The 24,107-nt window shown below is 70.9% G+C and carries 17 protein-coding genes; 9 read left to right on the top strand and 8 right to left on the bottom strand.

Features of this window, described 5'->3' with window-relative positions:
- The first annotated feature begins 11 nt into the window (after nt 1–11).
- The 5 genes from ACIHIX_RS37720 to ACIHIX_RS37700 are packed head-to-tail and all read left to right on the top strand — an operon-like array spanning nt 12 to nt 8,205.
- A complete protein-coding gene (locus ACIHIX_RS37720) occupies nt 12–851 on the top strand; it encodes a carbohydrate ABC transporter permease (protein WP_399964417.1) in 840 nt (279 codons plus the stop codon).
- Nucleotides 848–3,766: a glycoside hydrolase family 2 TIM barrel-domain containing protein gene (locus ACIHIX_RS37715; protein WP_399964415.1), complete on the top strand. Its 2,919-nt coding sequence runs from the start codon at nt 848–850 to the stop codon at nt 3,764–3,766. The genes ACIHIX_RS37720 and ACIHIX_RS37715 overlap by 4 nt, the downstream gene beginning before the upstream one ends.
- A gap of 35 nt (nt 3,767–3,801) precedes the next feature.
- Complete coding sequence (locus tag ACIHIX_RS37710) at nt 3,802–5,625, top strand: LamG-like jellyroll fold domain-containing protein (RefSeq protein WP_399964414.1); 1,824 nt, start codon at nt 3,802–3,804, stop codon at nt 5,623–5,625.
- 16 nt (nt 5,626–5,641) lie between these two features.
- Nucleotides 5,642–7,309 (top strand): histidinol-phosphatase, encoded by a 1,668-nt coding sequence (locus ACIHIX_RS37705; RefSeq protein WP_399964412.1) that lies wholly within the window; start codon nt 5,642–5,644, stop codon nt 7,307–7,309.
- A gap of 56 nt (nt 7,310–7,365) precedes the next feature.
- Nucleotides 7,366–8,205: a PaaX family transcriptional regulator C-terminal domain-containing protein gene (locus tag ACIHIX_RS37700; protein WP_399964410.1), complete on the top strand. Its 840-nt coding sequence runs from the start codon at nt 7,366–7,368 to the stop codon at nt 8,203–8,205.
- Nucleotides 8,206–8,212: 7 nt separating this feature from the next.
- Here the strand turns inward: ACIHIX_RS37700 and fxsT are convergent, their stop codons facing one another.
- The 8 genes from fxsT to ACIHIX_RS37660 all read right to left on the bottom strand — a co-directional run bounded on the left by fxsT (nt 8,213) and on the right by ACIHIX_RS37660 (nt 20,585).
- The gene (gene fxsT, locus ACIHIX_RS37695; RefSeq protein ID WP_399964408.1) at nt 8,213–12,154 is read right to left on the bottom strand and encodes an FxSxx-COOH system tetratricopeptide repeat protein; all 3,942 of its coding nucleotides are present in this window, start codon (nt 12,152–12,154) and stop codon (nt 8,213–8,215) included.
- Nucleotides 12,141–13,439, bottom strand: a complete 1,299-nt coding sequence (locus ACIHIX_RS37690; protein WP_399964406.1) for a TIR-like protein FxsC — start codon at nt 13,437–13,439, stop codon at nt 12,141–12,143. Before ACIHIX_RS37690 ends, fxsT begins: the two co-directional genes overlap by 14 nt.
- 43 nt (nt 13,440–13,482) lie before the next feature.
- Entirely contained in the window at nt 13,483–14,319 is an 837-nt protein-coding gene (locus tag ACIHIX_RS37685; protein ID WP_399964404.1) for an aminoglycoside N(3)-acetyltransferase, read from the bottom strand.
- Nucleotides 14,316–16,436: an FxsB family cyclophane-forming radical SAM/SPASM peptide maturase gene (locus ACIHIX_RS37680; protein WP_399964402.1), complete on the bottom strand. Its 2,121-nt coding sequence runs from the start codon at nt 16,434–16,436 to the stop codon at nt 14,316–14,318. The genes ACIHIX_RS37685 and ACIHIX_RS37680 overlap by 4 nt, the downstream gene beginning before the upstream one ends.
- Nucleotides 16,437–16,812: 376 nt before the next feature.
- Nucleotides 16,813–17,268 (bottom strand): MaoC family dehydratase, encoded by a 456-nt coding sequence (locus tag ACIHIX_RS37675; protein WP_399964400.1) that lies wholly within the window; start codon nt 17,266–17,268, stop codon nt 16,813–16,815.
- Between the two features lie 8 nt (nt 17,269–17,276).
- Entirely contained in the window at nt 17,277–18,782 is a 1,506-nt protein-coding gene (locus ACIHIX_RS37670; RefSeq protein ID WP_399964398.1) for a long-chain fatty acid--CoA ligase, read from the bottom strand.
- Nucleotides 18,783–18,792: 10 nt separating this feature from the next.
- A complete protein-coding gene (locus tag ACIHIX_RS37665; RefSeq protein WP_399964396.1) occupies nt 18,793–19,668 on the bottom strand; it encodes an amidohydrolase family protein in 876 nt (291 codons plus the stop codon).
- Complete coding sequence (locus tag ACIHIX_RS37660; RefSeq protein WP_399964394.1) at nt 19,668–20,585, bottom strand: SDR family NAD(P)-dependent oxidoreductase; 918 nt, start codon at nt 20,583–20,585, stop codon at nt 19,668–19,670. Before ACIHIX_RS37660 ends, ACIHIX_RS37665 begins: the two co-directional genes overlap by 1 nt.
- A 204-nt stretch (nt 20,586–20,789) precedes the next feature.
- Between ACIHIX_RS37660 and ACIHIX_RS37655 the strand changes: the two genes are divergently transcribed.
- The 4 genes from ACIHIX_RS37655 (at nt 20,790) to ACIHIX_RS37640 (ending at nt 23,986) form a co-directional block, all read left to right on the top strand.
- Nucleotides 20,790–21,209, top strand: coding sequence for a MarR family winged helix-turn-helix transcriptional regulator (locus ACIHIX_RS37655; RefSeq protein WP_399964392.1), 420 nt, complete (start codon nt 20,790–20,792; stop codon nt 21,207–21,209).
- Nucleotides 21,206–21,982 (top strand): IclR family transcriptional regulator, encoded by a 777-nt coding sequence (locus ACIHIX_RS37650; protein WP_399964390.1) that lies wholly within the window; start codon nt 21,206–21,208, stop codon nt 21,980–21,982. Before ACIHIX_RS37655 ends, ACIHIX_RS37650 begins: the two co-directional genes overlap by 4 nt.
- Nucleotides 21,983–22,121: 139 nt before the next feature.
- Nucleotides 22,122–23,303, top strand: a complete 1,182-nt coding sequence (locus ACIHIX_RS37645; RefSeq protein WP_399964388.1) for a sensor histidine kinase — start codon at nt 22,122–22,124, stop codon at nt 23,301–23,303.
- On the top strand, nt 23,300–23,986 hold the full coding sequence (locus ACIHIX_RS37640) for a response regulator (RefSeq protein ID WP_399964386.1): 687 nt from the start codon (nt 23,300–23,302) through the stop codon (nt 23,984–23,986). The genes ACIHIX_RS37645 and ACIHIX_RS37640 overlap by 4 nt, the downstream gene beginning before the upstream one ends.
- The last annotated feature ends 121 nt before the right edge of the window (nt 23,987–24,107 follow it).

Raw genomic sequence — 24,107 nt, 5'->3', positions numbered from 1 at the left:
GCGCGCGCATCATGACTTCCATCAAGGGATCTCGCCGCAGAGGGATCGCGCTGCATCTCCCGCTGATCATCGGCACACTGATCTCGGCCTTCCCGTTCTACTGGGCCGTGATCATGTCGACGCACAGCTCGACGGAGATCTTCTCCTACCCGCCCAAGCTGCTGCCGGGCACGCACTTCCTGGAGAACGTCCGCAATCTCTTCGACGCCATCGACTTCTTCGGGTCGATGTGGAACTCGCTGCTGGTCGCGGTGTCGGTGACCTTCCTGGTCCTGCTCTTCGACTCGCTGGCCGCCTTCGTCTTCGCCAAGTTCGAGTTCCCCGGCAAGAACGTGCTGTTCGGGCTGCTCATGGTCATCTTCATGGTGCCGGCGCAGCTGTCGGTCATCCCGCAGTTCGTGATCATGGCGAAGATCGGCTGGATCGGCTCGATGACCTCGCTGATCGTGCCGGCCGCGGCCAACGCCTTCGGCATCTTCTGGATGCGCCAGTACATGAAGAGCGCCATCCACGACGAACTCCTCGACGCCTCCAAGCTGGACGGCGCGAACTTCCTGCGCCAGTACTGGCATGTGGCGCTGCCGGTGGTCCGCCCCGGCCTCGCCTTCCTCGGCATCTTCACCTTCATGGGCCAGTGGAACGACTTCGCCTGGCCCCTGATCGCCCTCACCAACCCCGACAACGTGACACTGCAGGTCGCCCTGTCCCAGCTCAACGGCACCCACGGCACCACGGACTACGGCATCGTGATGACGGGCGCACTGCTCGCCCTCATCCCGCTGCTGATCGTCTTCGCGGTCGGCGCCAAGCAGATCATCGGCGACCTCGCGAAGGGAGCCGTCCGCGGATGAACCACGATCCGCTCATCGCCCTGCGCCCCTGGGAGGCACCCGAGGTGACCTCCTGGGGTCGGCTCCCCATGAACGCCGTCGACCGGCGCTCCGGATCACTCCCCCAGGACGGCGACTGGCGTTTCCGGTTGCTGCCCGTTCCGGACGCGCCGGTCGGCGGTCCCTGGTCGTCCGCCCAGGTCCCCGGCGTCTGGACGATGCAGGGCACGGACGACCTGCCGCAGTACCTGAACATCCGCATGCCGTTCGAGGAGGTCCCGCCTTCGACGCCCGCCGAGAACCCGACGGGCGTCTACGAGCGGGAAGTGGACGTCCCCGCCGACTGGGCCGGACGCCGGATCGTCCTCCAGGTCGGCGCCGCGGAGAGTGTGCTGCTCGTGCACGTGGACGGGCGGCCGATCGGCCTCTCCAAGGACTCCCATCTGGCGGCCGAGTTCGACCTGACGGACGTGGTGCGACCCGGCTCGTCGGCGACCCTGCGCCTCACCGTCGTCAAGTGGTCGGACGCCTCACACATCGAGGACCAGGATCAGTGGTGGCACGGCGGCCTCACCCGCTCGGTGCTGCTGTACGCCACGGACCCGCTGCACCTCGCCGACGTGACCGTACGGGCCGCGTACAGCGGCGAACTGCGCGTCGACTGCCAGGTGCGGGACAGGCGCGGGGCGCTGCCCGAGGGCTGGTACGTCAGCGGGGACCTCGACGGAGTCCCGCTGACGCAGGACGCGGAGTTCGACCGCCTCAACACCGAGGACGAACGCGTCTCCGACTTCCTCGGTGAGGCCCGGATGCGGACCACCGTCGCCGACGTCCGCACCTGGAACGCCGAGACGCCCGAGCTGTACGGCCTGACCGTCCGACTGCACCGCGCGGACGGCACGGTGGCCGACACGTCGTACCACCGGATCGGCTTCCGTGACGTCGAGATCGTCGGCCGGGACCTGCTGGTCAACGGTGAGCGGGTCTACATCCGGGGCGTCAACCGCCATGACTTCCATCCGCTGACCGGGCGGACGGTGTCGTACGACGACATGCGCGCGGACCTGGTCCTGCTCAAGCGCTTCGGCTTCAACGCGATCCGCACCGCCCACTATCCGAACGACCCCGGTCTGTACGACCTCGCCGACGAACTCGGCTTCTACGTCGTCGACGAGGCGGACATCGAGTCCCACGACCACGCCCACGAGATCGCCGACGACCCGCGCTATCTGAACGCCTTCGTGGACCGCGTCTCGCGGATGGTGCTGCGCGACAAGAACCACCCCTCGGTGATCATCTGGTCCCTCGGCAACGAGTCCGACTACGGCGCGGGCCATGACGCGGCGGCCGGCTGGGCGCGCCGGCACGATCCGACGCGGCCGATCCAGTACGAGGGCGCCGCCAAGCAGGGCTGGGCGGATCCGGGGGTGGCCTCCGACATCGCCTGCCCGATGTACGCGCCGCTGGAGGACTGCGTGGCGCACGCGCTGTCCGGCGAGCAGACCAAGCCGCTCATCCAGTGCGAGTACTCGCACGCCATGGGCAACAGCAACGGCACGCTGGCCGACCATTGGGCCGCCATCGAGTCCACCCCGGGTCTTCAGGGCGGGTTCATCTGGGAGTTCTGGGACCACGGAATCCTTCAGCGCGTGAGCGACGGAAGACCGGTCGGGCGTGGGGGCGCCGGGCTCTATGACAACGGTGTCGCCGCGCCCGGACACCGCTGGGCGTACGGCGGCGACTTCGGCGAACGCCTCCATGACGGGGCGTTCATCGCGGACGGCGTGGTGTTCCCGGACCGCACGCCCAAGCCGGTGATGTACGAACACCGGGAGATCGCGGCGCCGGTCCGGATCGAGGCCCACCGGCACGAGGGCATCGTGCTGGGCAACCATCAGCACTTCCGGGGCCTGGACTGGCTGTCCGGCGAGTGGGCGCTGTCGCTCGCCGACGGCCGGGTCCTGACCGCGCCGGCCGACCTGCCCGACCTGCGGCCCGGTGAGACCGCGGCCGTGCCGCTCCCCTTCGCGCTGCCGGTGGACGGTGGGGAGGCGTGGCTGACGCTGCGGGTGACGACCGCGCGGGAGGAGGCGTGGGCGCCCGCGGGGACCGTGCTGTGTCTGCCGCAGGTGCGGTTGCGGGAGGCGACGGTCTCCGCCGTGGAGAACCGTTCCGGCACGGTCCAGGTGGATGACGACGGTCTGCTCGTCCACCCTCTCCTCGCCGCCGCCCCCGCGCTCTCCCTGTGGCGGGCGCCCACCGACAACGACGAGCTGGGCGGCATGGCACTGCGCTGGCGGGCCTGGGGCCTTGACGCCCTGGTCCGCAAGGTCGTCGACGTGCGCCGGGACGGGGACCAGGTCACCGTGCTGGCCGAGTACGCCGCCGAGGTGGGTGTCGTACGGCATGTGCAGGTGTTCACGCCCGTCGAGGGCGGGGTGCGGATCGAGGAGTCGGCCGAACTGCCGGACGCCCTCGCCGATGTGGCGCGGGTGGGCTCCGTCTTCGAGACGGTGCCGGGGCTCGATCTGATGGAGTGGTACGGGCCCGGGCCCTGGGAGTCGTACCCCGACCGCCGTACCGCGCCCGTCGGCCACCACTCGGTGCCGGTGGACGAGTTGTTCACCCCCTATCTGCGGCCTCAGGAGAGCGGCGGCCGCAACGGTGTACGGCACTTCAGGCTGTCGGCGCCGGACGCCACCGGGCTCGCGGTCGCGCTCGACGAGCCGCGCCAGGTGTCGGTGACGCGCCACCGGGCCGCCGACCTGGGCGCGGTGGCCCACCACGACCAGCTGGTCCCGCGCCTCGGGTGCGTCGTGCACCTCGACGCGGCCCACCGGGGTCTCGGCACGGCGTCGTGCGGCCCCGACACCTTCCCGTCCTATCTCGTCGCACCGGGTGTCCACCGCTGGAGCTGGACCCTGAGCGTTCTCTGAACTCCCCTGGTTCTCACCCCCCTTACGGAGCACACGTGTGCACTTTGCCCGAACACGGGTCCGAGCATGCCCAGGCGGGCGCCGGACGGCGCGGCTTCCTGCGGGCGACAGCCCTGTTGGGCGCCGCGGCCACGGCCGGGGTCGCGCTGCCGACCGCGGCCGAGGCCGCCCCCGCATCGGGTGGGCGACCGGACACCGACAGCCGTCGCTTCACCCTCGCCGTCATGCCCGACACCCAGTACCTCTTCGACGGGCCGAGCATCGACAAGGCGCCGGTCGAGGCCTCGCTGCGCTATCTGCTGGAGCACGGGAAGGACGAGAACATCGTCTTCCTGTCCCACCTCGGGGATCTCACCCAGAACGGGTCCTCGGCCGAAGTCGCCGCGATCAGCGAGGCGTTCAAGCTGCTCGACCGGCGCGGTGTCGGCTACAGCGTCCTGGCGGGCAACCACGACGTGAAGTCGTCGACGACCGACCAGCGCGGGGCGACCCCCTACCTGGACGCGTTCGGCCCGGACCGGTTCAAGGGGAAGCCGACGTTCGGCGGGGCGTCCGCCGACGGCTACAACACCTTCCATCTCTTCCGGGCCGCGGGCCGGGAGTGGCTGGTCCTGGCACTGGACTGGCGGTTGTCGGACCAGGGTTACGCGTGGGCGAAAGGGGTGCTGGCCGCACACCCGAAGACGCCGGTCATCCTCACCACGCACGAGCTGGTCGTCGAGGACGACACGCTGTCCACGTACGGGCAGCAGCTGTGGGACCGCCTGGTGGCGGACCACGACCAGATCTTCCTCACTCTCAACGGCCACTACTGGCCGGCAGCCCGGGCAACGCGCAGGAACGCGGCCGGACATGACGTCCATCTGCATCTGACGAACTACCAGAACCGCTATTTCGGCGGGGCCGCGATGATCCGGCTCTACCGCTTCGACCTGGACCGGAACGTGATCGACGTCGAGACGGTCTCGCCGTGGATCCTGGGCCGGGCCGGGAAGGGGCTCAACGAGCTGGAGCGGCAGGAGATCGAACTCAGCGGTGACACCGACCGGTTCACCGTCGACATCGACTTCGCCGACCGCTTCTCCGGCTTCGCGCCGGCTCCCGCCCGTCCGGCCCGTCCGGTGTCACGGATGCTGATAGCGGGCACGGTGGCCTACTGGCGGTTCGACAGCGCGGTGACGGACAAGGTGCGTGACCTGTCCGGGCGCGGCAACGACCTGAGCCTCGTCACGGTCGGCGGCGGCACGCTCGGCTGGTCGTCCGACCACCATCCTGACCAACCCGGCCACGGCAGCCTGGAGTTCCAGGGCTACAAGTCACCGCTGAAGGGCGCGTATCTGCGCACGGTCGACGGCGCCCCGCTCAATTCGGCTATGTTCAAGGCCGGTTACACCATCGAGGCCTTCTACCGCCTCCCCGCCGACTGGGACCCCGGCCACCACGCCTGGTCCGGCATCGTCAGCCGTACCGGCACGGGCGGCGCCGCCGGCAAGACCGCCGACGACCCCGACGAGCCGCTGGCCACGCTGTCCCTCTCCAACGACCGTGAGCCGCAGTGGGCGATGCGCCCGCTGAACCAGGAGGGCATCGCCACCAACTGGGGCCAGGAGACGCCGCTGGAGACCTGGTGGCACCTCGCGATCGTCAACGACGGCCGGCACACCACCCTCTACGTCGAGGGCTGCCCGGTCGTCCGCAACCCCAGGGCGACATCGACCGGCATCACCTCCGTCGGACTCCCCTGGCTGCTCGGCGGCTACGAGTACGGCGGGAAGATCGACCAGATCCTGCACGGACGCCTCGGCGACGTCCGCATCGTCGAACGGGCGCTGCCCGTCACGTCCTTCATGAACCACTGACCTGTCGAGGACCGTCATGACCGAACAGCAGCTGCCCTCCTGGGCCGACCCCTCCGTCTCCCCCGCCGACCTCGACCCGCAGGGCCTGTCGAGGCGCGGGCTCCTGCGCGGCGCCGGTCTGTTCGGCGCGGCCTTCGCCCTCGGCGCGGCGGCGGTGCCCGCCGAGGCCGCCCAACAGCGGCTCGGCGGCGACGACCCGCGGCTCGCCTACCTCGTCGGCGACCACCACATCCACTCCGTCTACAGCCACGACGCCAAGTACACGTTCTCCCAGCAGGCCAGGGCCGCCGCCAAGTACGGCCTGGACTGGATGGTGTTCAACGAGCACTCCAACTTCGGCCACGCCGCGTACGGCGCGAAGCTGGAGCACGCCGAGATCGTCAAGGCCCGAGCCGAGAACCCGCGCCAGCTGATCTTCCAGGGCCTGGAGTGGTACATCCCGGCCGCCGAGCACTGCACGGTCTTCGCGGCCCCCGGCCCCCACGAGACCGATCTGCTCACTCGGTTCGAGCTCGCCTACGACGGCAAGCTGCTCGGCTACACCGAGGGCTCGGCCGGCGCGACCGACACCGCCCGCAACGAGGCGCATGCCGTCAAGGCGATCAAGTGGCTCGCGGAACAACGCCGTTCGGGATACGTCGACGACGTCCTGGTCATCGCCAACCACCCCCTCCGCCTCGGCATCGACTCCCCGCACGAGATGCGCAACTGGCGGGACGCGGCCCCCGAGATCATGATCGGCATGGAGGGCGCACCGGGCGCCCAGGGCGCGGCCCTGCCCGGCTGGCGCGGGGCCACGTCGATCCGCGGCGAGTACGAGAACAAGCCGTCCGCGCAGTCCTGGGCGGGCTATCCGGCCGAGGCGTATGTGACGTACGGCGGCTTCGACTGGGCGACGGCGACCGTCGGCGGCCTGTGGGACGCGATGCTGGCCGAGGGCAGGCTGTTCTCGATCACCACCAACTCCGACAACCACCGGACCGTCTTCGACACCTGGAAGAACGGCGACTGGCCGGCCGGCCAGAACTTCGACAACACCGGCAAGCTGCCCGACCCGGTGAACACCGACACCCCGCAGCCGGGCAGCGACTTCTGGCCGGGCGAGTTCAGCCGCACCCACGTCGGCGTCACCCGCTACGGCTACCGCGCGGTGATGGCGGGCCTGCGCGCGGGCCGCGTCTGGCTGGACCACGGGCATCTGCTCGACGGCCTCGACGTGCGCCTGAAGCGGGACTGCGACTCCGGCCGCGGCGTCACGCTCGGCGGCCGGCTGCGGGTCCGCAAGGGCGAGAAGATCAGCCTGTACGTGACGGTCACGACCGCGTCCCGGCCCAACCCCCAGGGGATCCTGCCGGAGTTGGCGCACGTGGACGTGATCCGGGGCGCGGTGCGCGGTGCCTCCGCCGACCGTGACGCCTGGCTGGCGCCGGACACGAAGGTCGTACAGACAAAGGACGTGAGCGGCCGCAGGGGGACGTACACCCTGCGCATCCCGCTGACCGCGGGGGACGAGTCCTTCTACCTCCGACTGCGCGGCAGCGACGGCAACCGCCATGGTGCGGGCTACCTCGGCGCGTCGATCGACCCGAACGGCCCGATCCCCCACACGCCCGGTGACGGTGACCCGTGGGCGGACACGTGGTTCTATGCGAACCCCGTCTTCGTCGACGTGGCGGGCGCCTGACGAAGTCCTCGTACCACCAGGTCACCAGCTGAATCGGAGGGAGGTACGGTGGCCGCGTGACCACGGAAGAGTCGCTGCGGCCCCAGTCCCTCATGCTCACGTTCCTGGGCGACCAGGTGCTCGGGCGTGACGTCTGCGTGTACTCGGGCAGCGTCATCGACGTGTTCGCCCGTGTCGGCGTCGGCGAACAGGCGACGCGCTCCACCCTCACCCGCATGGTGAACCGCGGCCTGCTGCGCCGGCAGCGCGAGGGTCGCCGCATGTACTTCGGCCTGACCGAGCACTCGGCGGCGGTCCTGCGGGACGGCGAACGCCGCATCTGGCAGACGGGCGCCGTCAACCGCCACTGGGACGGCACCTGGACCCTGCTCGGCTTCTCCCTCCCCGAGTCCTGGCAGCGCCAGCGCCACGACCTGCGCTCCAAACTCACCTGGTCCGGCTTCGGCCCCCTGTTCAGCGGCCTGTGGATCGCCCCCGGCGAGGTCGACGTCGCCGAACTCGTCGCCGAGCTGGGCCTGTCCGCCCACGTCAAGGTCTTCCGCGCGCACGCCGACGCGGGCATGGACATCGGCGCGATGATCGAGGAGACCTGGGAACTGGCCGAACTCGCGGACCGCTACGCGGCGTTCGTCAACCGCTGGCAGCCCTGGCAGACGCGGGCACCGGAAGCCGACGAGGCTCTGGCCCAACGCCTCCTGCTCCAGGCGGAGTGGCTCCGGGTCATCCGGCGCGATCCCCGGCTGCCGGTGAAGCATCTGCCGGACGACTGGCCGGCGGAGCAGGCGGAGAAGACGTTCCGGGCGGTGCACGAGCGACTGACGCCGCTGGCCCGGGAGGCGGCGGGGCGTCTGCTGGACATGGTGGCGGTACGCGGCGCCGTGGACGACGAGGGCTGAGTCGGTCTCATACGAGCGGCGGCTCCAGGTCCTGGTGGATGCGCCTGCCCTCACGCGCACTCACCGTGTGCGGATGTTCTCCGCCCAGCAGCCGCTCGAACTCGACCAGCACGCTCGCCCGCAGCTCATCGGCCTCGGTGATGCGGTTGAGGGCACGCAAGGTGATGGCCAGGTTGGCACGGGCCACGACGGTGTCCGGGTGGCGGCCGCCCAGGACGGAACGGAAGCCGGCGAGGGCCGTCCGCTCCAGTTCCTCGGCCCGGGCCGGCTCGCCCAGCTCCGCCAGGACGTTGGCGAGATTGACCGAGGAGGACAGCGTGTAGGGGTGGTGCTCGCCCAGCACGGTGCGCAGGGCGGCGAGGTTGCGCTCCAGCACCAGCCGGGCCTGACCGGGCTCTCCCGAACCGCCCAGGAAGATGCCGAGGTTGTTGACCGCGGCCAGAGTCGCCGGATGACGTTCGCCGAGCGCCGCGCGGTACTGCCCCACGATGTCCCGTGCCAGGACCAAGGCCCGTCCGCGGGCGCCGGTGGCGTACAGGTCGCAGGCGTGGTTCAGGGTGCAGTCGAGGACGTCCGGCGTGGTCACGGGAGTCTCGCGCAGGCGGTGGTGTTCCTGCGTCTGCTCGGTGAGGACGCGGGCCCCGTCGGCCATGCCCGCCCGGCGCAGGGAGACGGCAAGGCTCTTGGCGGTGCGCAGCGTCTCCGGGTGGTCCTCGCCGAAGAGCTCCCGGTACAACTCGTGACTGCTGCTCAGCTGCGACACCGACTCCTCGTAGTGGCCCGTCTCGCGCAGGTCGCGCCCCAGGTTGGTGAGGGTGAACAGGGTGTGCGGGTGCGCGCTCCCGAGGAGGGTGCGGCGGCGTTCGTAGATCTCCTCGTCGAGGGCGCGGGCCTCGGCGTACCGGCCGAGCAGCCTCATGCACAGGGCGAGGTTGTTGCGCGCGCTGAGGGTGCGCGGATGGTTCTCGCCGAAGAGCTCCTCGAAGCCCGTGTGCGCCTCGCCGGCCAGCTCCAGGGCCTCCTCGAAGCGGCCGAGGCTGCCGAGGTCGGCGGCGAGTGCGGTGGCCGTCATCAGGATGTGCGGATGGCCCGGCCCGAGCAGGGCGCGCTGCCCGGACAGGGTGGCGAAGCCCAGTTCCGCCGCCTCGGTGTACCGGCCCAGGGAGCGCAGTACGTTGCCGGTCTGGGTCTGCAGGCGCAGCAGTTGGGTCTGGAGTGCCACGTCCAGGTTCTCGGACAGCCGGCTCTGCCACCGGGTGCGCAGTTCCTCTGTGAGCGACAGGGCGAGGTTCAGGTCGCCGCGCCGCCACAGATGGCGGACGCGGTCCATGAGCAGTTGCCGGGTCTCCGGTTCGTCGCAGTCGGCGGCGTCCGATGCTTCGAGATGGGGCCAGATCGCCGCGAAGAGGGGCCCGTTCTCGGGGTCGTCGACCGGCTCGTTGCCCGACGGCCTGGCGGCGGCCAGGATGCGGTGCACGGTGTGGCGTGCCTCGGCCTGCTCCTGGGGCGTGAGCTCGGAGCGGATCACTGCCTGCACCAGCCGGTGCACCTGGATCGACTGGGTGGCCGAGTCCACCCGCGCGAGGGCGAACCGGCCGATCTCCCTGATCACCCGACCCACGAACAGCTTCTCGTGGAGCGCGGGGTCCTCCGCGGCCAGGACGCGCACCATCGGGTCGCTGTAGAGCAACTTCATGGAGATGGGTTCGGTACCGAAGAACGCGCACAGCTGGAGCAGCCGCACCGCTGCCGGGGAGCGTTCCTTGAGTCGTTCGATGGAGACGTTCCAGGTGGCGCCGACCGGCTGCGGGTAGTCCGTAGGCGTGTCCAACGACATCACCTGCACGATCTGTTGTTCCAGCTCGGCCAGGTACGTGTCGACCGGGGTGCCGGTCTCGGCGAGCCAGGCGCCCGCCTGGTCCAGGGCGAGAGGAAGATCACCGACGGCCGCGGCGACCAGGTCGGCGTCGTCGAGCCGCAGGTCCGGGGCCCGGCGCAGCAGGCGTTCGACGCTCTCCTCGCGCAGGAAGGGCTCTATCTCCAGCACCTCGACGTGCTGCAGCCAGGCCCGGTTGCGGGAGGTGACCAGCACATGCCCGGTGCCGCCGGGGAAGTAGCGCCTGATCTCATCGGGCTCGTCGGCGTTGTCGAACACCAGGAGCCACCTCAGGCCGGACGCCTGGCGCAGGTGGTCGACGGCTTCTCGGGCGGCCTGAGCGACGTCGTCGCCGGTGCGCAGCCCCAGTCGGCGGGCCAGGTCCGCGAGGGTTTCCACCACGAACTCGTGCTGCTCGGCGCTGATCCACCAGATCACGTCGTAGTCGGCTGCGAACCGGTGTGTGTACTCCAGCGCGATCTGGGTCTTGCCGACTCCCCCCAGCCCGCACAAGGCGTACGGCGACGGAGTCCGGCCGGAGGTGCCGTGGCCCAGGACGTCGCGCAGCCGCTCCAGCACGGCGCTGCGGCCGGTGAACTGGGCGTTGCGGGGTGCGGCGTTCCAGAAGCGGGGCACCGTGCCGGGGAAGCGGGTGTCGGCGTCGGTGACGGCGTCCGCTCCCTCCACCGGCTGGGCCGGGCGGCCGAGGGCGGCGAGCAGAGCGGCAGCCGCGTCCCGCTCGTCACCGGCCGTCAGATCGAGCCACGGCCGCTCGTCGTAGGTGCTCGCCGGGTGCAGCGGGCCGACGCGGACCGCGACGATCTGACGGCGGTCGTCGCCGGTGGCCGCCTGCCACACACGGTGGGCGCGTGCGGAGCGCTGGAAGGCCGGGGACAGTACGAAGACCGTGCGGTCGGCGGGCTGTTCGGCGCCGTCCTCCGAACTGCCGACATACCCCGGCAGCACGCGGAATCCGGCTCGCGTCAGCAGGTCCGTGATCCAGTCGGCCCACAGGCGGTCCTCGGCGGCGTAGCTGAGTCTCAGCTCCGCCGGGAGCGGGATGCGGGCGCGGCTGAACTTCCTCCTGACGCCGTCGCGCACGTCCCCCGGCATGCGGGGCAGCCGGGTCACGGTCTGGTCGCTGATCACGCCGGCAAGGCGTTCGAACGCGGCCAGCAGGGAGGTGGAGACGCCGGGCTCGTCACCGAAGGCGGCCAGGGTCTCCTCGTAGGCGTAGTAGGGGCGGTACGGGATCTCGACGGCCCCCCAGTAGCCGGCGAGTCCGTCCTCGTCCAGGCCGGTCGGGAATCCGTCGAAGCGTGCCCTGGCCAGGGCACGCCCGGCGTCCGCCTTCTCCTTCTCGCCCTCGTCGATGCGCATGGGGACGGGCAGGACGCGGATGCGTCGGCTCTGGAAACGCTCGTGGATGTCGCGGGCGACGACGGCCGCGCCGTCGATGCTCTGGTCGCTGAGGGTGAAGCAGTCCACGAGGACGTCCGGGAGGTGCGCGGTGCAGATGTCGGCGATGTCGGAGAGGCCGGTGCGGCTGTCGATGAGGACGTAGTCGTAGTTCTGCCGCATGTTCTCGCGCAGCGCGTCGAAGAACAGGCCGCCGCCGAGCCGGTCGTAGAAGTTGTCCCAGTCGAAGGTGGCGATCGTGGAGGCGTAGTCACGGTTCTGTCGGCCGGCGAGCACCAGGTCGAGGGTGCCGGGCTCCGGGAACAGCCAGTTCAGGGAGACGGCATGGCGTTGGACGCGGGCGTATTCACGATGCCAGTCGGGGGCTCGTTCCTCGGGGGCAGCGCCGTCGCCGGTGGCTGCCCAGGCGTACTCCAGGAGCAGGTCGACGACTCCGGTGGTGGCGCCGACGGTGCCCGGGTCGAGGAAGGGGTGGAAGAACCGGTGCAGGCCGGGGGCCTCCAGGTCCCAGTCGACGGCGAGGACGCGGTGGCCGTTGGCGGCCAGGATCCAGGCGACGTTGGCGAGGGCCATGGTCCGGCCGGTGCCGCCCTTGTACGAGTAGAACGTCACGATGCGGCCCTGGCTGCCGCCGGGTCCGTCAGGCCCGTTCATCGTGCGCCTCCTTCTCGTCCTCCGGGTGCGCTGTCGGCACCCATCCCCCGGAGGCGCCGAGGCGGAAACGTGGGGCGGCCTGCCCGGCCGGTGTCACGGGCGGGGCACTTCTGAGGTACTGGCCCTCCGCCCAGCGCACTACGCGCGGCAGCACCTCGCGGAAGGACCTCTCGTCGGGCACCCCCCGTACGGCGGCCCGGCAGGCGTCGCGGCCCTGCCGCACCCGGCGCGGGAGAGTGGCGTCCAGCTGCGCGGCCAGCTCGTGTTCCGCCTCGTCGCCGTCGGGGTCGTCGTCGTTCCACGGCACGACCAGACCGGCCGGGGGCCCCTCCCCGGCGTCGTACTCGACGAGCCGGGTGCGGTGTCCGGGGTCGCGCAGCACCCAGCGGTCGAGGAGCAGCACTTCGGGGGCGTCGCAGCGAGCGGACCGCTCGTCGAACTCGCTCACGTCGGCACGGAAGTCGAGGCGGGTGGCGATGCCTGCGGCGACCTGGGCCAGCGGCTGCTCGGACTCCGGGTGGTAGGGGTTCCAGTGCAGGGGTGTGGGGCCGTAGTAATGGGCGCTGCGCCCTTCGGGCAGCCGGCCGAGGCTGCCCGCCGCCACGCTGATCCGCAGCCGCCGCCCGGGCGGCGCGACGGCGGTGGTGGACAGGGTGGCGAAGGCATCCTGTGCGGTGTTCAGGCCGTGCGGTTCCCCGCGTTCGACGACCACGCTCTCACCGACCTCGACGATGCGCCTGGCCAGGTGCAACACCGCTTTCTGGTAGTCGCGGCGGAACGCGTGCAGCTTGGCGAGTCCGTACAGGCCGAAGGTGCGGTAGCGGTCGCCCAGTTCGGGATGCGCGTACTGCACTTCTTTCACGCAGTCGGGGAGCCCGCGGTCCGGCACCGGCGCCCACAGGGCCGGCACGATCGCGCTGGGCCTGCCCCGCGTCTCCGGGTCCCGGTGGCATGCCCGGCGTTCACCGAAGGCGGCCCATTCCCTACCGCACCAGGGGCTGATGAAGTAGCGCGGCGAGTACAGCGGCACGAAGACGCGGCAGCCGCCGAGGGAGTCGGCGAGTTCGTCGCTCCAGATCTGGCCGGCTCGCAGCGAACGGTCCATGAACCCGGGCGCGCCGGGGTGTGCGGTCAGATTGCGGATGTGCTCGCACAGGTCGCGGAAGAGACGGTGCACCCACAGGTCCGGGTCGGGTTCGTCGGGACGGGCCGACGGGATGTGGGCGTAACTCAGAAAGAAGTAGGGAGCGGTGGCGTCCGCCCCCGCAGGCTCCGTCGGCTCCACGCGACCCCCCGATCCCGTCCCCCACACCTCTGAGGGTGAACACTCAGTGTAGGAACTGCGCCGCTCCCTGTGACGATGCTGGAGGAATGTGACGGGGTCTATTTCCGGACAGCCAGCCAGTGGCGAAGTCGACGGCGGGGGCCAGCGGGAACAGCCTGGCGTATGCGGCGCCGACGCGACCGGTACGGACGAGCGGGTCCGGGCCCATGGCTCGGCAGTGCTCGAAGTCGGCTCCCAGGGCGCCGAAGTCGCTGTCGTCCAGGTCCACGTCCTTGAAAGAGGTCCAGCGGCGCGTGCCGTCGCGTCCGACCACACAGCGGTACTCCCGCCGGGGCGGGTCGGGGAGGCGGTATTCGGCGAGGTGGAAGGCGGTGCACACGGTGAAACCGACGCCGAGCAGCAGCACCTGGGCCCCTGCGCGCTCCAGTCGGCCGAGCGGTGAGTCCGGGCCCAGGTGGCATGCCTCGTCGTGATCGGCCGTCAGCTCGACGGCCTGGGGACCGAGCGCGGCGAACGATGTCTGTGGATGGGCGCTGCGCACCGCCCGCGGGCTGAGCCGCACCTTCTCGGCGAGCGCACCCATGTCCTGCGAGGGCGTGCGATGGACGTCGAACGGTGGCATCGCCGCTCGATAGGCGGCCGCTTCACGTTCCGTCATGCCAAGGGTGCACCGGCGGTACGCCGGTGACGTGTCGGAGTTGCCGGCCGTGAAGGTCGGCACGACCAGGGTGCCCTCCGGTCCGAGAGCGCGGAGCAGGGCGGCCAGGACGGCGCCGGGCGAAGTGCCCAGGTTCCGGCACGCGGCGTGCACCAGCAGCACGGTCCCGGCCAGCACGCCGAGGGCCGCCAGCTCCTCGACGAGTTGGGTGGTCACAGTCATAGGCTCCGTCCGATGCCGTCGACGAACCGTCGTCCGAGTGGGGTGAGCGAGGGGGCCGCTGAGAGTACCTCCCACTGCGTCCGCGTGCGGCGGGAATCCGCGGGATCGCGGAGCAGGGGGTCGGTGGCCGCGCGGGCATAGGTGTCGAGGAGCAGGGTGCCGGTGCGGGTGTCCGTTTCCGCGTACAGCGTGCACTGGTCGAGCAGGGCATCGAGCAGTCCGGCACGGAAGCCCCGCACGAGGTCGACGGCGACCCGCACCGGGTCGGCGGTGAGGTGGACGCCCAGGGCGGTGAACCCACCGCCGGGCAACACGCGTTCGGGGGCGGGAGCGGCGAGCGGGGTGATCACGCGAACGCCTCGCGTCATGGCGTGCGCCACGGCCGGAACCGCCGTCCGGACCAGGGCCCAGGCCTGTTCGAGAACCCGCCGTCGGCGCTCCGCCTCGATGTCGTCGGGCCGGTCACAGACGGGGGCGTCGAAGCAGTCGCGGTAGAGGTCGAGGTCGTCCAGTACGACGTGCAGCCCGTCTGTGCGCACGCTGCGCAGCGGCTCCCACTGCGGGCCCACGAGGTCGGCCGCGGTCACTCCGACGGTCGCGCGGGCCGTCCGGACGGCGAGGCGCCCGCGTCCCGGCAGGTGGACGAACCCGTCGCGCACGGGCACGTCGACGGGCGTCTCGCAGGCCGGGGCGAGGGCGGCCATGAGAGAGGCGAGGTGTTCGGGCGGGGCAGCGCCGTCGAGGCAGCGTGCGGCCCAGGTCCGGGTGTAGGGGTGAGCCAGAAGTGGCTCCAGGAGCTCGCCGTCGCGTCGCGCCAGGTCCTGCGCGAGCCGCCATGAGGCGCGCCACAGCGGGTCGGCCTGAGCGGAGCGCTCCTGGCCCACGAGATTGAGCAACTGGTGCGTCAGGCGCCGCCGTCCGGCGGCCAGTTCCCTTACGGCGTCGCCGTCGTCGGTCCCGTCGGCCATCGGATCGAACGCCCCGATCACCCGGTCCTCGTCGGCTGCGGTGCCCCGGTCGATGCCCCGGATGAGGGCCATCAGGTCGGCACAGAAGACGGACGGATTGTGGAACCCGGTGGCACCGCGGTAGCGGTGGGCGAGGAGTCCGCCGCCGCAGGAGTGCACCACGGGGCAGCCCCGGCACTGGGCGCACAGGTCTGCCGGGCCCTGTCCGGGAGCGTTCGTGTCCAGGTGGTCGGCCACCGCGTCGAGGCTGTGCTCGAACACGTTCATCCCGGTGGCGGGCGCGTTGTCATGGGTGGTCTTCAGGGAGTCCGTCTGCTCGTACGTGCCGTCCGTCTCGACGACGACGATGCCCGGTGCCTCAAGACCCAGTCCCTCGGTGTCGCTGGGGCCACCGCGGAGCGTGCTGTCGATCGAGTCGAACAGGCGCACCGGCACGGGATGTCCGAGCGCGCTCCAGCGGTCGTGGACCTTCAAGAGCCAGTCGGCGTACGGGGTGGCGACGCCGTCGGGCCGCGGGGGCGGGGTGTCCCAGGTGGCGTGCGGGAGCAGGAAGTCGATGCGGGGAGGGTCCAGCGCGAGGAGCGCGTCATGGACGGCGACGGGGTCGTTGCGCACGTCGACGGTGCACAGGATCCCTGCGAACAGAGGGCGATATCGGTCCTGGTTCAACAGGGTGACCGCGTCGAGGACCTGGTCGTAGCTGCTGCGCCCGTCGGCGAACCGGCGGTGCCGGTCGTTGGCCTGGCGGTCGCCGTCCAGGGAGATGCCCACTTTGACCCCGAACTCCGCGAACAGGTCGAGGTGATGCTCACGGAGCTGGACACCGTTCGTGTGAATGCGCAGGTCCAAGGCGCACACCCCCTGAAAGGCGGCGGTGAACTCGGCGCACACGGATCGCAGTTGACGGGGGCCGAGCAGGAGCGGCTCTCCTCCGTGCAGAACGACCTGCACGGAGGAGAGCTGATGAGACTTGGCGTGCTCCAGGAGTCGCAGGGCCGTCCAGGAGACCCTGTCCCGCGTGATGCGAAGAGGCTTGGTGTGCCAGCTCTGGTCGGCGTGCTCGTAGACATAGCAGTGATCGCAGGCGAGATCGCATCTGCTGTGCACCTTCAACACGAGCTGCCGAAACGGCCCGTACGAACCGGACATGACGGGAGATCAGGTGATCTCAGATGCTGGACTGGAAGGCCCTCGCGGCCCTGCCCGGTGTCCGCGTGGACGCGAGGGCGCGGCGGACGCCGCGCACGCTGCGCAGGCCGGACGATGTGTCACTCGGCGACAGGAGCCACGGGGAAGGGGTGGCAACCGCTGGCTGGGGCTTGGTGTTTGCTGAATTCGTCACGGCGGTCCCGATGCAGGAAGGAGCGAGTGATGCACTCCCGCACAGTGTCAGGCGGCGGGAAGTGCCGGCACGTTACAACCGATCGGTCCCCGCGCGCAGACCGCACGCTCCAACTGAGTGACCGGGGCACCGAATCCCTGACGGCAAGGACAGCTTATCGCCCCGGACCGCCCCGACGCTCTTTTAGACGTAGAACCGCGACACACTCTGCAACACCGCCGCCGGCTTCCCCCCACCCTCGATCTCGATCACCCCGTCGACGACGATCTGCACCCCGCCCGCCACCTCATCGACCTCCGCCAGCTTCCCCACCAGCCGAATCCGCGAGCCCACCTTCACCGGAGACGGGAAACGGACCTTGTTCAGGCCGTAGTTGACCTTCGTGGTGACGCCCTGGACGTCCAACAGCTCGGTGAACAGGGGGATGAAGAGGGAGAGGGTCAGATAGCCGTGGGCTATCGGGGCGCCGAAGGGGCCCTCGGCCGCGCGCTGCGGGTCGACGTGGATCCACTGGTGGTCGCCCGTGGCGTCGGCGAAGGTGTCGATGCGGGCCTGGGTGACCTCGATCCAGTCGCTGGTGCCCAGGTCGGCGCCGGCCAGCTTCTTGAGTTCGTCGAGGCCGTTGACGGTGATGCTCATGGGGTTCCTTAGCTGTTGCCGTAGCGGGTACGGACGCGGGACTTGAGGAGTTTTCCGGAGGCGGTGCGCGGCAGCTCGGCCGCGAGCACCACCGACTTGGGGATCTTGTATTTGGCGAGGCGGCCGGAGAGGGAGGCCAGCACGTCGCCGGGGTCGAGCGAGGCGCCCTCGCGGGGCACGACGACCGCGCGCGGGACCTCGCCCCACTTGTCGTCCGGTACGCCGATGACCGCGCACTCGACGATGTCGGGGTGGGTGAGGAGCAGGTCCTCGATCTCGGCGGGGTAGATGTTCTCGCCGCCCGAGATGATCATGTCCTTGAGGCGGTCGACGATGAAGACGTAGCCGTCCTCGTCGACGCGGGCGGCGTCCCCGCTGCGGAACCAGCCGTCCGTGAAGGAGGCGGCCGTCTCCTCGGGCAACCCCCAGTAGCCGGGCATGACATGGGGGCCGCGGAGGACGACCTCGCCGGTCTCTCCGACGTCGACCGGTGCCATGTCCGGTCGTACGACCCGTACATCGCTGAAGAAGTGCGGCACGCCCGCCGAACCGGCCTTGGTGACCGCGTGTTCGGCGTCCAGGAAGAGCGTGCCGGGGGAGGCTTCCGTCATGCCGTAGCCCTGGAGGAAGGTCAGGTCCCGCTCCTGGTAGGCGGCGATCATCGAGGTGGGGACGGGTGAGCCGCCGCAGGTGAGGATGCGGAGGGAGGAGAGGTCCGCGTCCGGCCAGCGCGGGTGGCGGGCGATCTGTTCGAACATCGTCGGGACGCCGAACATGAAGGTGATCCGGTGGCGTTCGATCAGGTCGAAGGTGGCCGAAGGGTCGAAGGCTTCCACCAGGATGCAGGTGCCGCCCTTCAGCAGGACCGGCAGCGTCAGCATGTTCAGGCCCGCCGTGTGGAACAACGGGGCCGAGACCAGGGCGCGTTCGTCGGCGATCAGGTCGGTGTCGACGAGGACGTTGAGCGCGTTCCAGGTCAGGTTGGCGTGGGTGAGCATCGCGCCCTTGGGGCGGCCGGTCGTGCCCGAGGTGTACATGATGATGCAGGTGTCGTCGGGGGCGACCGGTTCGTCGATCGGGTCGCCCGTGGCCGCACTCGCCAGTTCCGCCTCGTACTCGGCGCCCACCTCCACGTACGCCCGCACGTCCGTGTCGCCCGGCAGGCCCGCGACCAGGCCCGCGTACTGGGGGCCGTAGACGAGTGCCCTGGTGCCGGAGTCGCTGAGCTGGTAGGCGATCTCCGGTCCCGCGAGGCGGATGTTGAGGGGGACGAAGACCGCGCCGAGGGTGCCCGCCGCGAACAACGTCTCCAGGTAGGAGGGGTGGTTGGGGCCGAGGTAGGCGATCCGGTCGCCGCGCCGCACGCCCCGGGCGCGCAGTGCGTGGGCGAGGCGGGTGGTGCGCTCGTGCAGTTGCGCGTACGTCCATGCCGTGTCGCCGTGCACCAGCGCGGTGCGGTGCGGAGTCTTGCGGGCCCGGCGTGCGGGCCACGACCCCAGTCCCTCGTTGCGCATCTACGGCCCCTTATGGCTTGGTCAGCCCGAGCAGACGGGCGGCGTTCTCCTTGAGGATCCTCGGCCTGACCTCGTCCTTGATCGGCAGCTTCGCGAAGTCGGCGAGCCAGCGGTCGGGGGTGAGGACGGGGAAGTCGGAGCCGAAGAGGACCTTGTCCTTGAGCAGGGTGTTCGCGTACTGGACGAGTTGCGGCGGGAAGTACTTCGGGGACCAGCCGGAGAGGTCGATGTGGACGCCCGGCTTGTGCGTGGCGACCGCCAGGGCCTCGTCCTGCCAGGGGAAGGACGGGTGCGCCAGGATGATCTTCAGGTGGGGGAAGTCTGCCGCCACGTCGTCCACGTGGAGCGGGTTGGAGTACTTCAGGCGGATACCGCCGCCACCCGGGACTCCGGCGCCTATGCCCGTCTGGCCCGTGTGGAAGAGGGCGATGGTGCCGGTCTCCTCGATGACCTCGTACAGGGCGTACGCCACGGAACGGTCGTTGGGGAAGAAGCCCTGGATGCTGGGGTGGAACTTGAAGCCCTTCACCCCGTACTCCTCGACCAGGCGACGGGCCCGCTTGACGCCCGCCTTGCCGCGGAAGGGGTCGATGGAGGCGAAGGGGACGAGGACGTCGGAGTTCGCGGCTGCCGCCTCCGCCACCTCCTCGTTGGGGACGGGTGCGGTGCCGGTCGCCGATTCCGCGTCCACCGTGAAGATGACCGCGGCCATCCTCCGCTCGCGGTAGTAGGCGGCCGTCTCCTCCAGGGTCGGCTTCCGCTTGCCCTCGACCTTGAAGTAGGCGGAGGAGGCGTCGTGCAGGTCGTCGTCGAGCGAGGAGTGGCCCTTCGACGACACCTCCGCGTGGGTGTGTACGTCGATGGCGACAAGAGACTCCAGGTCCATCACGCCTCCGGAAGCTTCGGGGCCGGAATGCCCACGGTCTGGAGCTCGGCGCCCACCGACGCCGGGAAGGCGTCGGCCAGGGTGTCGGGGGTCCAGCCGCCGTCGGCGTACGCCGTGCTGATCTCCTGCGGGTGCGACCAGAGTGCCACCTTGTCACCGCCGATGCCGATGGCCTGGCCCGTAATGCCGCGGGCGGCCTCGGAGGCGAGGAAGGGGACGAGGGCAGCGCAGTCCTCGGGGGTGCCGAAGCCCTCGCCCTTGCGGAGGAAGTCCGGGAGCGGCTCGCCGTTCCTCATGGCCTCGATGTACGGGGCGAAGGCGGGGATCGTCTCGGTCATCGCGGTCGCGGCGACGGGCACGATCGCGTTGACGGTGATGTTCGCGCGGCCCAGCTCCATGGACCAGGTGCGGGCGAAGGCGGCGATGCCGGCCTTGGCGGCGGCGTAGTTGGTCTGGCCGAAGTTGCCGCGCTGGCCGGCCGGGGAGCCGACCAGGATCAGGGAGCCGCCCTCGCCCTGCTCGCGCATCCGGACGGCGGCCGCGCGGGCGCAGGTGAAGGTGCCCTTGAGATGGGTGGTGATCACCGCGTCGAAGTCGTCGTCGGTCATCTTCCACAGCACCTTGTCGCGCAGGATGCCGGCGTTGGTGACGAGGATGTCGAGCCGTCCGAACTCCTCGACCGCGCGGTTCACGAGCCGCTCGGCGGCCTCGGTGGTGCCCACGGGGACGACCTCGGCGACGGCCGTGCCGCCGGCCTCGGTGATGGACTTCACGGCCTGCTCGGCGACGGCCTCGTCGATGTCGTTGACGACCACGCGGGCACCGTGGGCGGCGAGGGCGTGCGCATAGGCGAGGCCGAGGCCCCGGCCGCTGCCGGTGACGACGGCGACCTTGCCGGAGAGATCGATGCTGGGCACGGGAGGGGTCCTTTCAGCATGAGTACCGCTTCGAGATCGAAGCTAAGAGCAATAATTGTTGACGTCAATAGTTGTTGGCGACCGACGGGTACGTCATGCTGGAATCCACCTGCCGATCCGTCTGCCGCACCGACCCGACCCTGGGAGCCCGCCATCACACGCCAGCACGCCACCCCGAAGCCCATCGACGCGGACGAGCCGTGGATGCGCGGGCTGCACGCGGACACCGGCTACCTGCTCTACCGCCTGGGGCTGCGCTCCGGTCAGCTCTTCAACACCTTCCTCCAGGAGTCCGGGCTGCGGCTGCGCCACTACGCGGTGCTGCGCTATCTCGCCGGCTCCGGGGGCGCCCTCCAGCGGGAGCTGAGCACCCGGCTCGGCTACGACCCGAGCGCGATCGTCGGCCTGGTCGACGACCTGGAGAAGCTCGGCCTCACCGAGCGCCGCCCCTCCCCCGACGACCGGCGCGGCAAGATCGTCCTCCTGACCGAGAAGGGCCTCGCCTTCCTCCGCGACACCGACGAGGCGGGGCGACGGGTGACCAACGACCTGCTGGAGCCACTCGGCGCCGGGGAGCGCGACGCGCTGCACGCCCTGCTGCTGAGGATCGCCGACCAGCCATGACCGGCCGGCCGAGAACTCGTTCACGCGGCGCCGCCACCGCGCCCGACCGGCTGCTGTCCGTGCTCGGCGCGTTCGACCACGGGCATCCGGCGCTGAGCCTGACGGACATCAGCCGACGGGCGGGGCTGAGCCTGACCACCGCGCACCGGCTGGTGGGCGCGCTCACCGAGTGGGGCGCCCTGGAGCGGGACGACTCCGGTGTCTATCACGTGGGGCTGCGGCTGTGGGAGGTCGCGGCCCTCGCCCCGCGCGGTCTCGCCCTGCGGCAGATCGCGCTGCCGTACCTGGAGGACCTGTACGAAGCGACGCACGAGAACGTGCAGTTGGCGGTACGGGACGGCACCGACGTCGTGTACATCGAGTGGCTGTCGGGGCGTTCGTCGGTCGGCGTGCACATCAGGATCGGCGCCCGCTGGCCGCTGCACGCCACCGGCGTCGGGCTGGCGCTGCTGGCCCACGACACCCCGGACGCCCAGGAGCGCTACTGCGCGGGCCCCCTCGCCGACTTCACCCCGTACACGATCACGGAACCGGCCCGCCTGCGCCGGATCCTGGCCGAGACGCGGCGCACGGGGGTCGCGGTGAGCGACCGTCAGGTCACCGACGACGCCATCTCGGTGGCGGCCCCCGTACGCGGCCGGGGCGGGGCGGTGCTGGCCGCGGTGTCGATCGTGGTGCCTCAGGTCGACGCACAGGTGCCGGTGTTGATCCCGGCGGTACGGGTCGCGGCGCGCGGGATATCGCGGGCGCTGGGGTGGCGCCCGGAGAAGTGACGCCCCCGGCCACTGGACCCCACGCGTGAACAACCCCGCGGGTCAATACACCTGGCGCCGGGATATCCCTCTCACCGGCGAGGCACCGCACCCGAGCCCCTCGCGATACTGGGACGGCCCCTGCCCCGAGGAGCCGTCGATGTCCGCTCAGTCCTGGTTCGCGCCGCTGGTCGCGCGGGTGCGTACGGCGAATCCGTACGTCGTCGACACCGCGCTCGCCGCGCTCGTGCTGTTCGCCGCCTCGCTCCAGTGGATCTTCCCCGACGAGGGGGACGACCGGCTGACCTGGCAGGGCTGGCTGCTCGGCGCGGCGACCGCGGTCCCGCTGGTGTGGCGGCATCGCGCGCCGTTCGCGATGGCGTGCGCGGTGTCGGCGGCCACGCCCGCCCAGGCGCTGTACCACGCGCCGCCGCCGGACCTGATGTACGGCGGGTTCGTGGTCCTCTACACCATGGCCGCCCGGGGCCTGCCGTGGCAGCGGCGCTTCATGCTGGTCGGCTGGGCGATCGGTGTCTCGCTCGTCATGCTGCACAAGGAGAGCCCGGAGCCCTTCGAGTACGCCTTCCAGCTGATGAGCGTGGCCTGCGCCTACGCGTTCGGGGTGCTCGCCCGCGTCCAGCGCGCCTACACCGCCGAACTGGAGGACCGGGCACGGCGGTTGGAGCGGGAGCGGGCCGCTGACACGGCACGGGCGACGGCCCAGGAGCGCGCCCGCATCGCCCGGGACATGCACGACATCCTGGCCCACGCGGTGAGTCTGATGGTGGTGCAGGCCGAGGCCGGACCGGTCGTCGTACGCAGTGATCCGGCGCGCGCGGAGGCCGCGTTCGACGCGATCGCGGGAGCGGGACGGGACGCCATGGCGCAGCTGCGGCGCATCCTCGGCGTCCTCAAGGAGGAGCAACGCAACGGGACTTCACCGCAGCCCGGCATCAGGGCCCTGCCCGGCCTGGTCCGCCAGGTCGGTGCATCCACGGGCCTGCGAGTGGAGTTGAGCACCACGGGCGAACCTCTCCCCCTCCCGCCGGACACCGACGTCGCGGCCTACCGGGTGACGCAGGAGGCGCTCACCAACACGGTCAAGCACGCGTACGCTTCCTCCGCGACCGTCGAACTCGGGTGGACGGAGGAGGCGTTGACGCTGACGGTGACCGACAACGGGTGCGGGCCCATGACGCCGGGCGGCGGACACGGCCTGATCGGCATCCGGGAGCGGGCCGTGGCCTGCGGTGGTGACGCGCGGGCCGGGCGCGGTCCGGACGGCGGCTTCCAGGTCGTCGTACGGCTTCCGGTCGGCGGACGGCGGGCGGGGCCGGGGTGAGCATCCGGGTGGTCGTCGCCGACGACCAGGAACTCGTGCGCAGCGGCTTCAGCATGATCCTGGAGGCGCAGACGGACATCGAGGTCGTCGCCGAGGCCGGGGACGGCGCGGAGGCGGTCGCCGCGGTGCGCCGGCACGCACCGGACGTGCTGCTCCTCGACATCCGTATGCCGGTGATGGACGGCCTGGAGGCGGCCCGCCGGGTGTGCGGACAGTCCGCGTGCAAGGTCGTCATGCTCACCACGTTCGACCTGGACGAGTACGTCTACGAGGCCCTGTACGCGGGCGCCAGCGGCTTCCTGCTCAAGGACGTGCGCCGGGACGACCTGGTGCACGCCGTGCGGGTCGTCGCCGCCGGGGACTCGCTGCTCGCGCCCGCCGTGACCCGTCGGCTGGTCGCGGACATCGTGCGCCGCCGCCGGGAGGAGGCCACGGCGGAGGTCACCCCGGACCGCCTGGGTGTCCTGACGGCCCGCGAGGTGGAGACGCTGCGGATGCTGGCGCGGGGGCTGTCCAACGCGGAGATCGCCACGACGCTGTTCGTGAGCGAGCACACCGTGAAGACCCATGTCAGCAATGTGCTGGGCAAGTTGGGACTGCGGGACCGGGTGCAGGCGGTGATCTGCGCCTATGAGACAGGTCTGGTGGTGCCGGGGTCGTCCGGCGAGGACGACGGACCGTGATCGCGAGCGGTTCGCCGCGTACGGTCAGGCAGTCGCCTCCCCCGCGCGAGTGAGTCGCCGCCCCCTCTCCCCCGTACGACGGAGCCCCGGAAACCGCTCGCTCCGGCGATCCGGTACCGCC

Origin of the sequence: Streptomyces sp. NPDC051913 (assembly GCF_044593635.1) — a bacterium.
Lineage (GTDB): Bacteria > Actinomycetota > Actinomycetes > Streptomycetales > Streptomycetaceae > Streptomyces.
The sequence above is the reverse complement of the archived record's forward strand: the minus strand, read 5'-3'. Positions and strand labels throughout refer to the sequence as shown.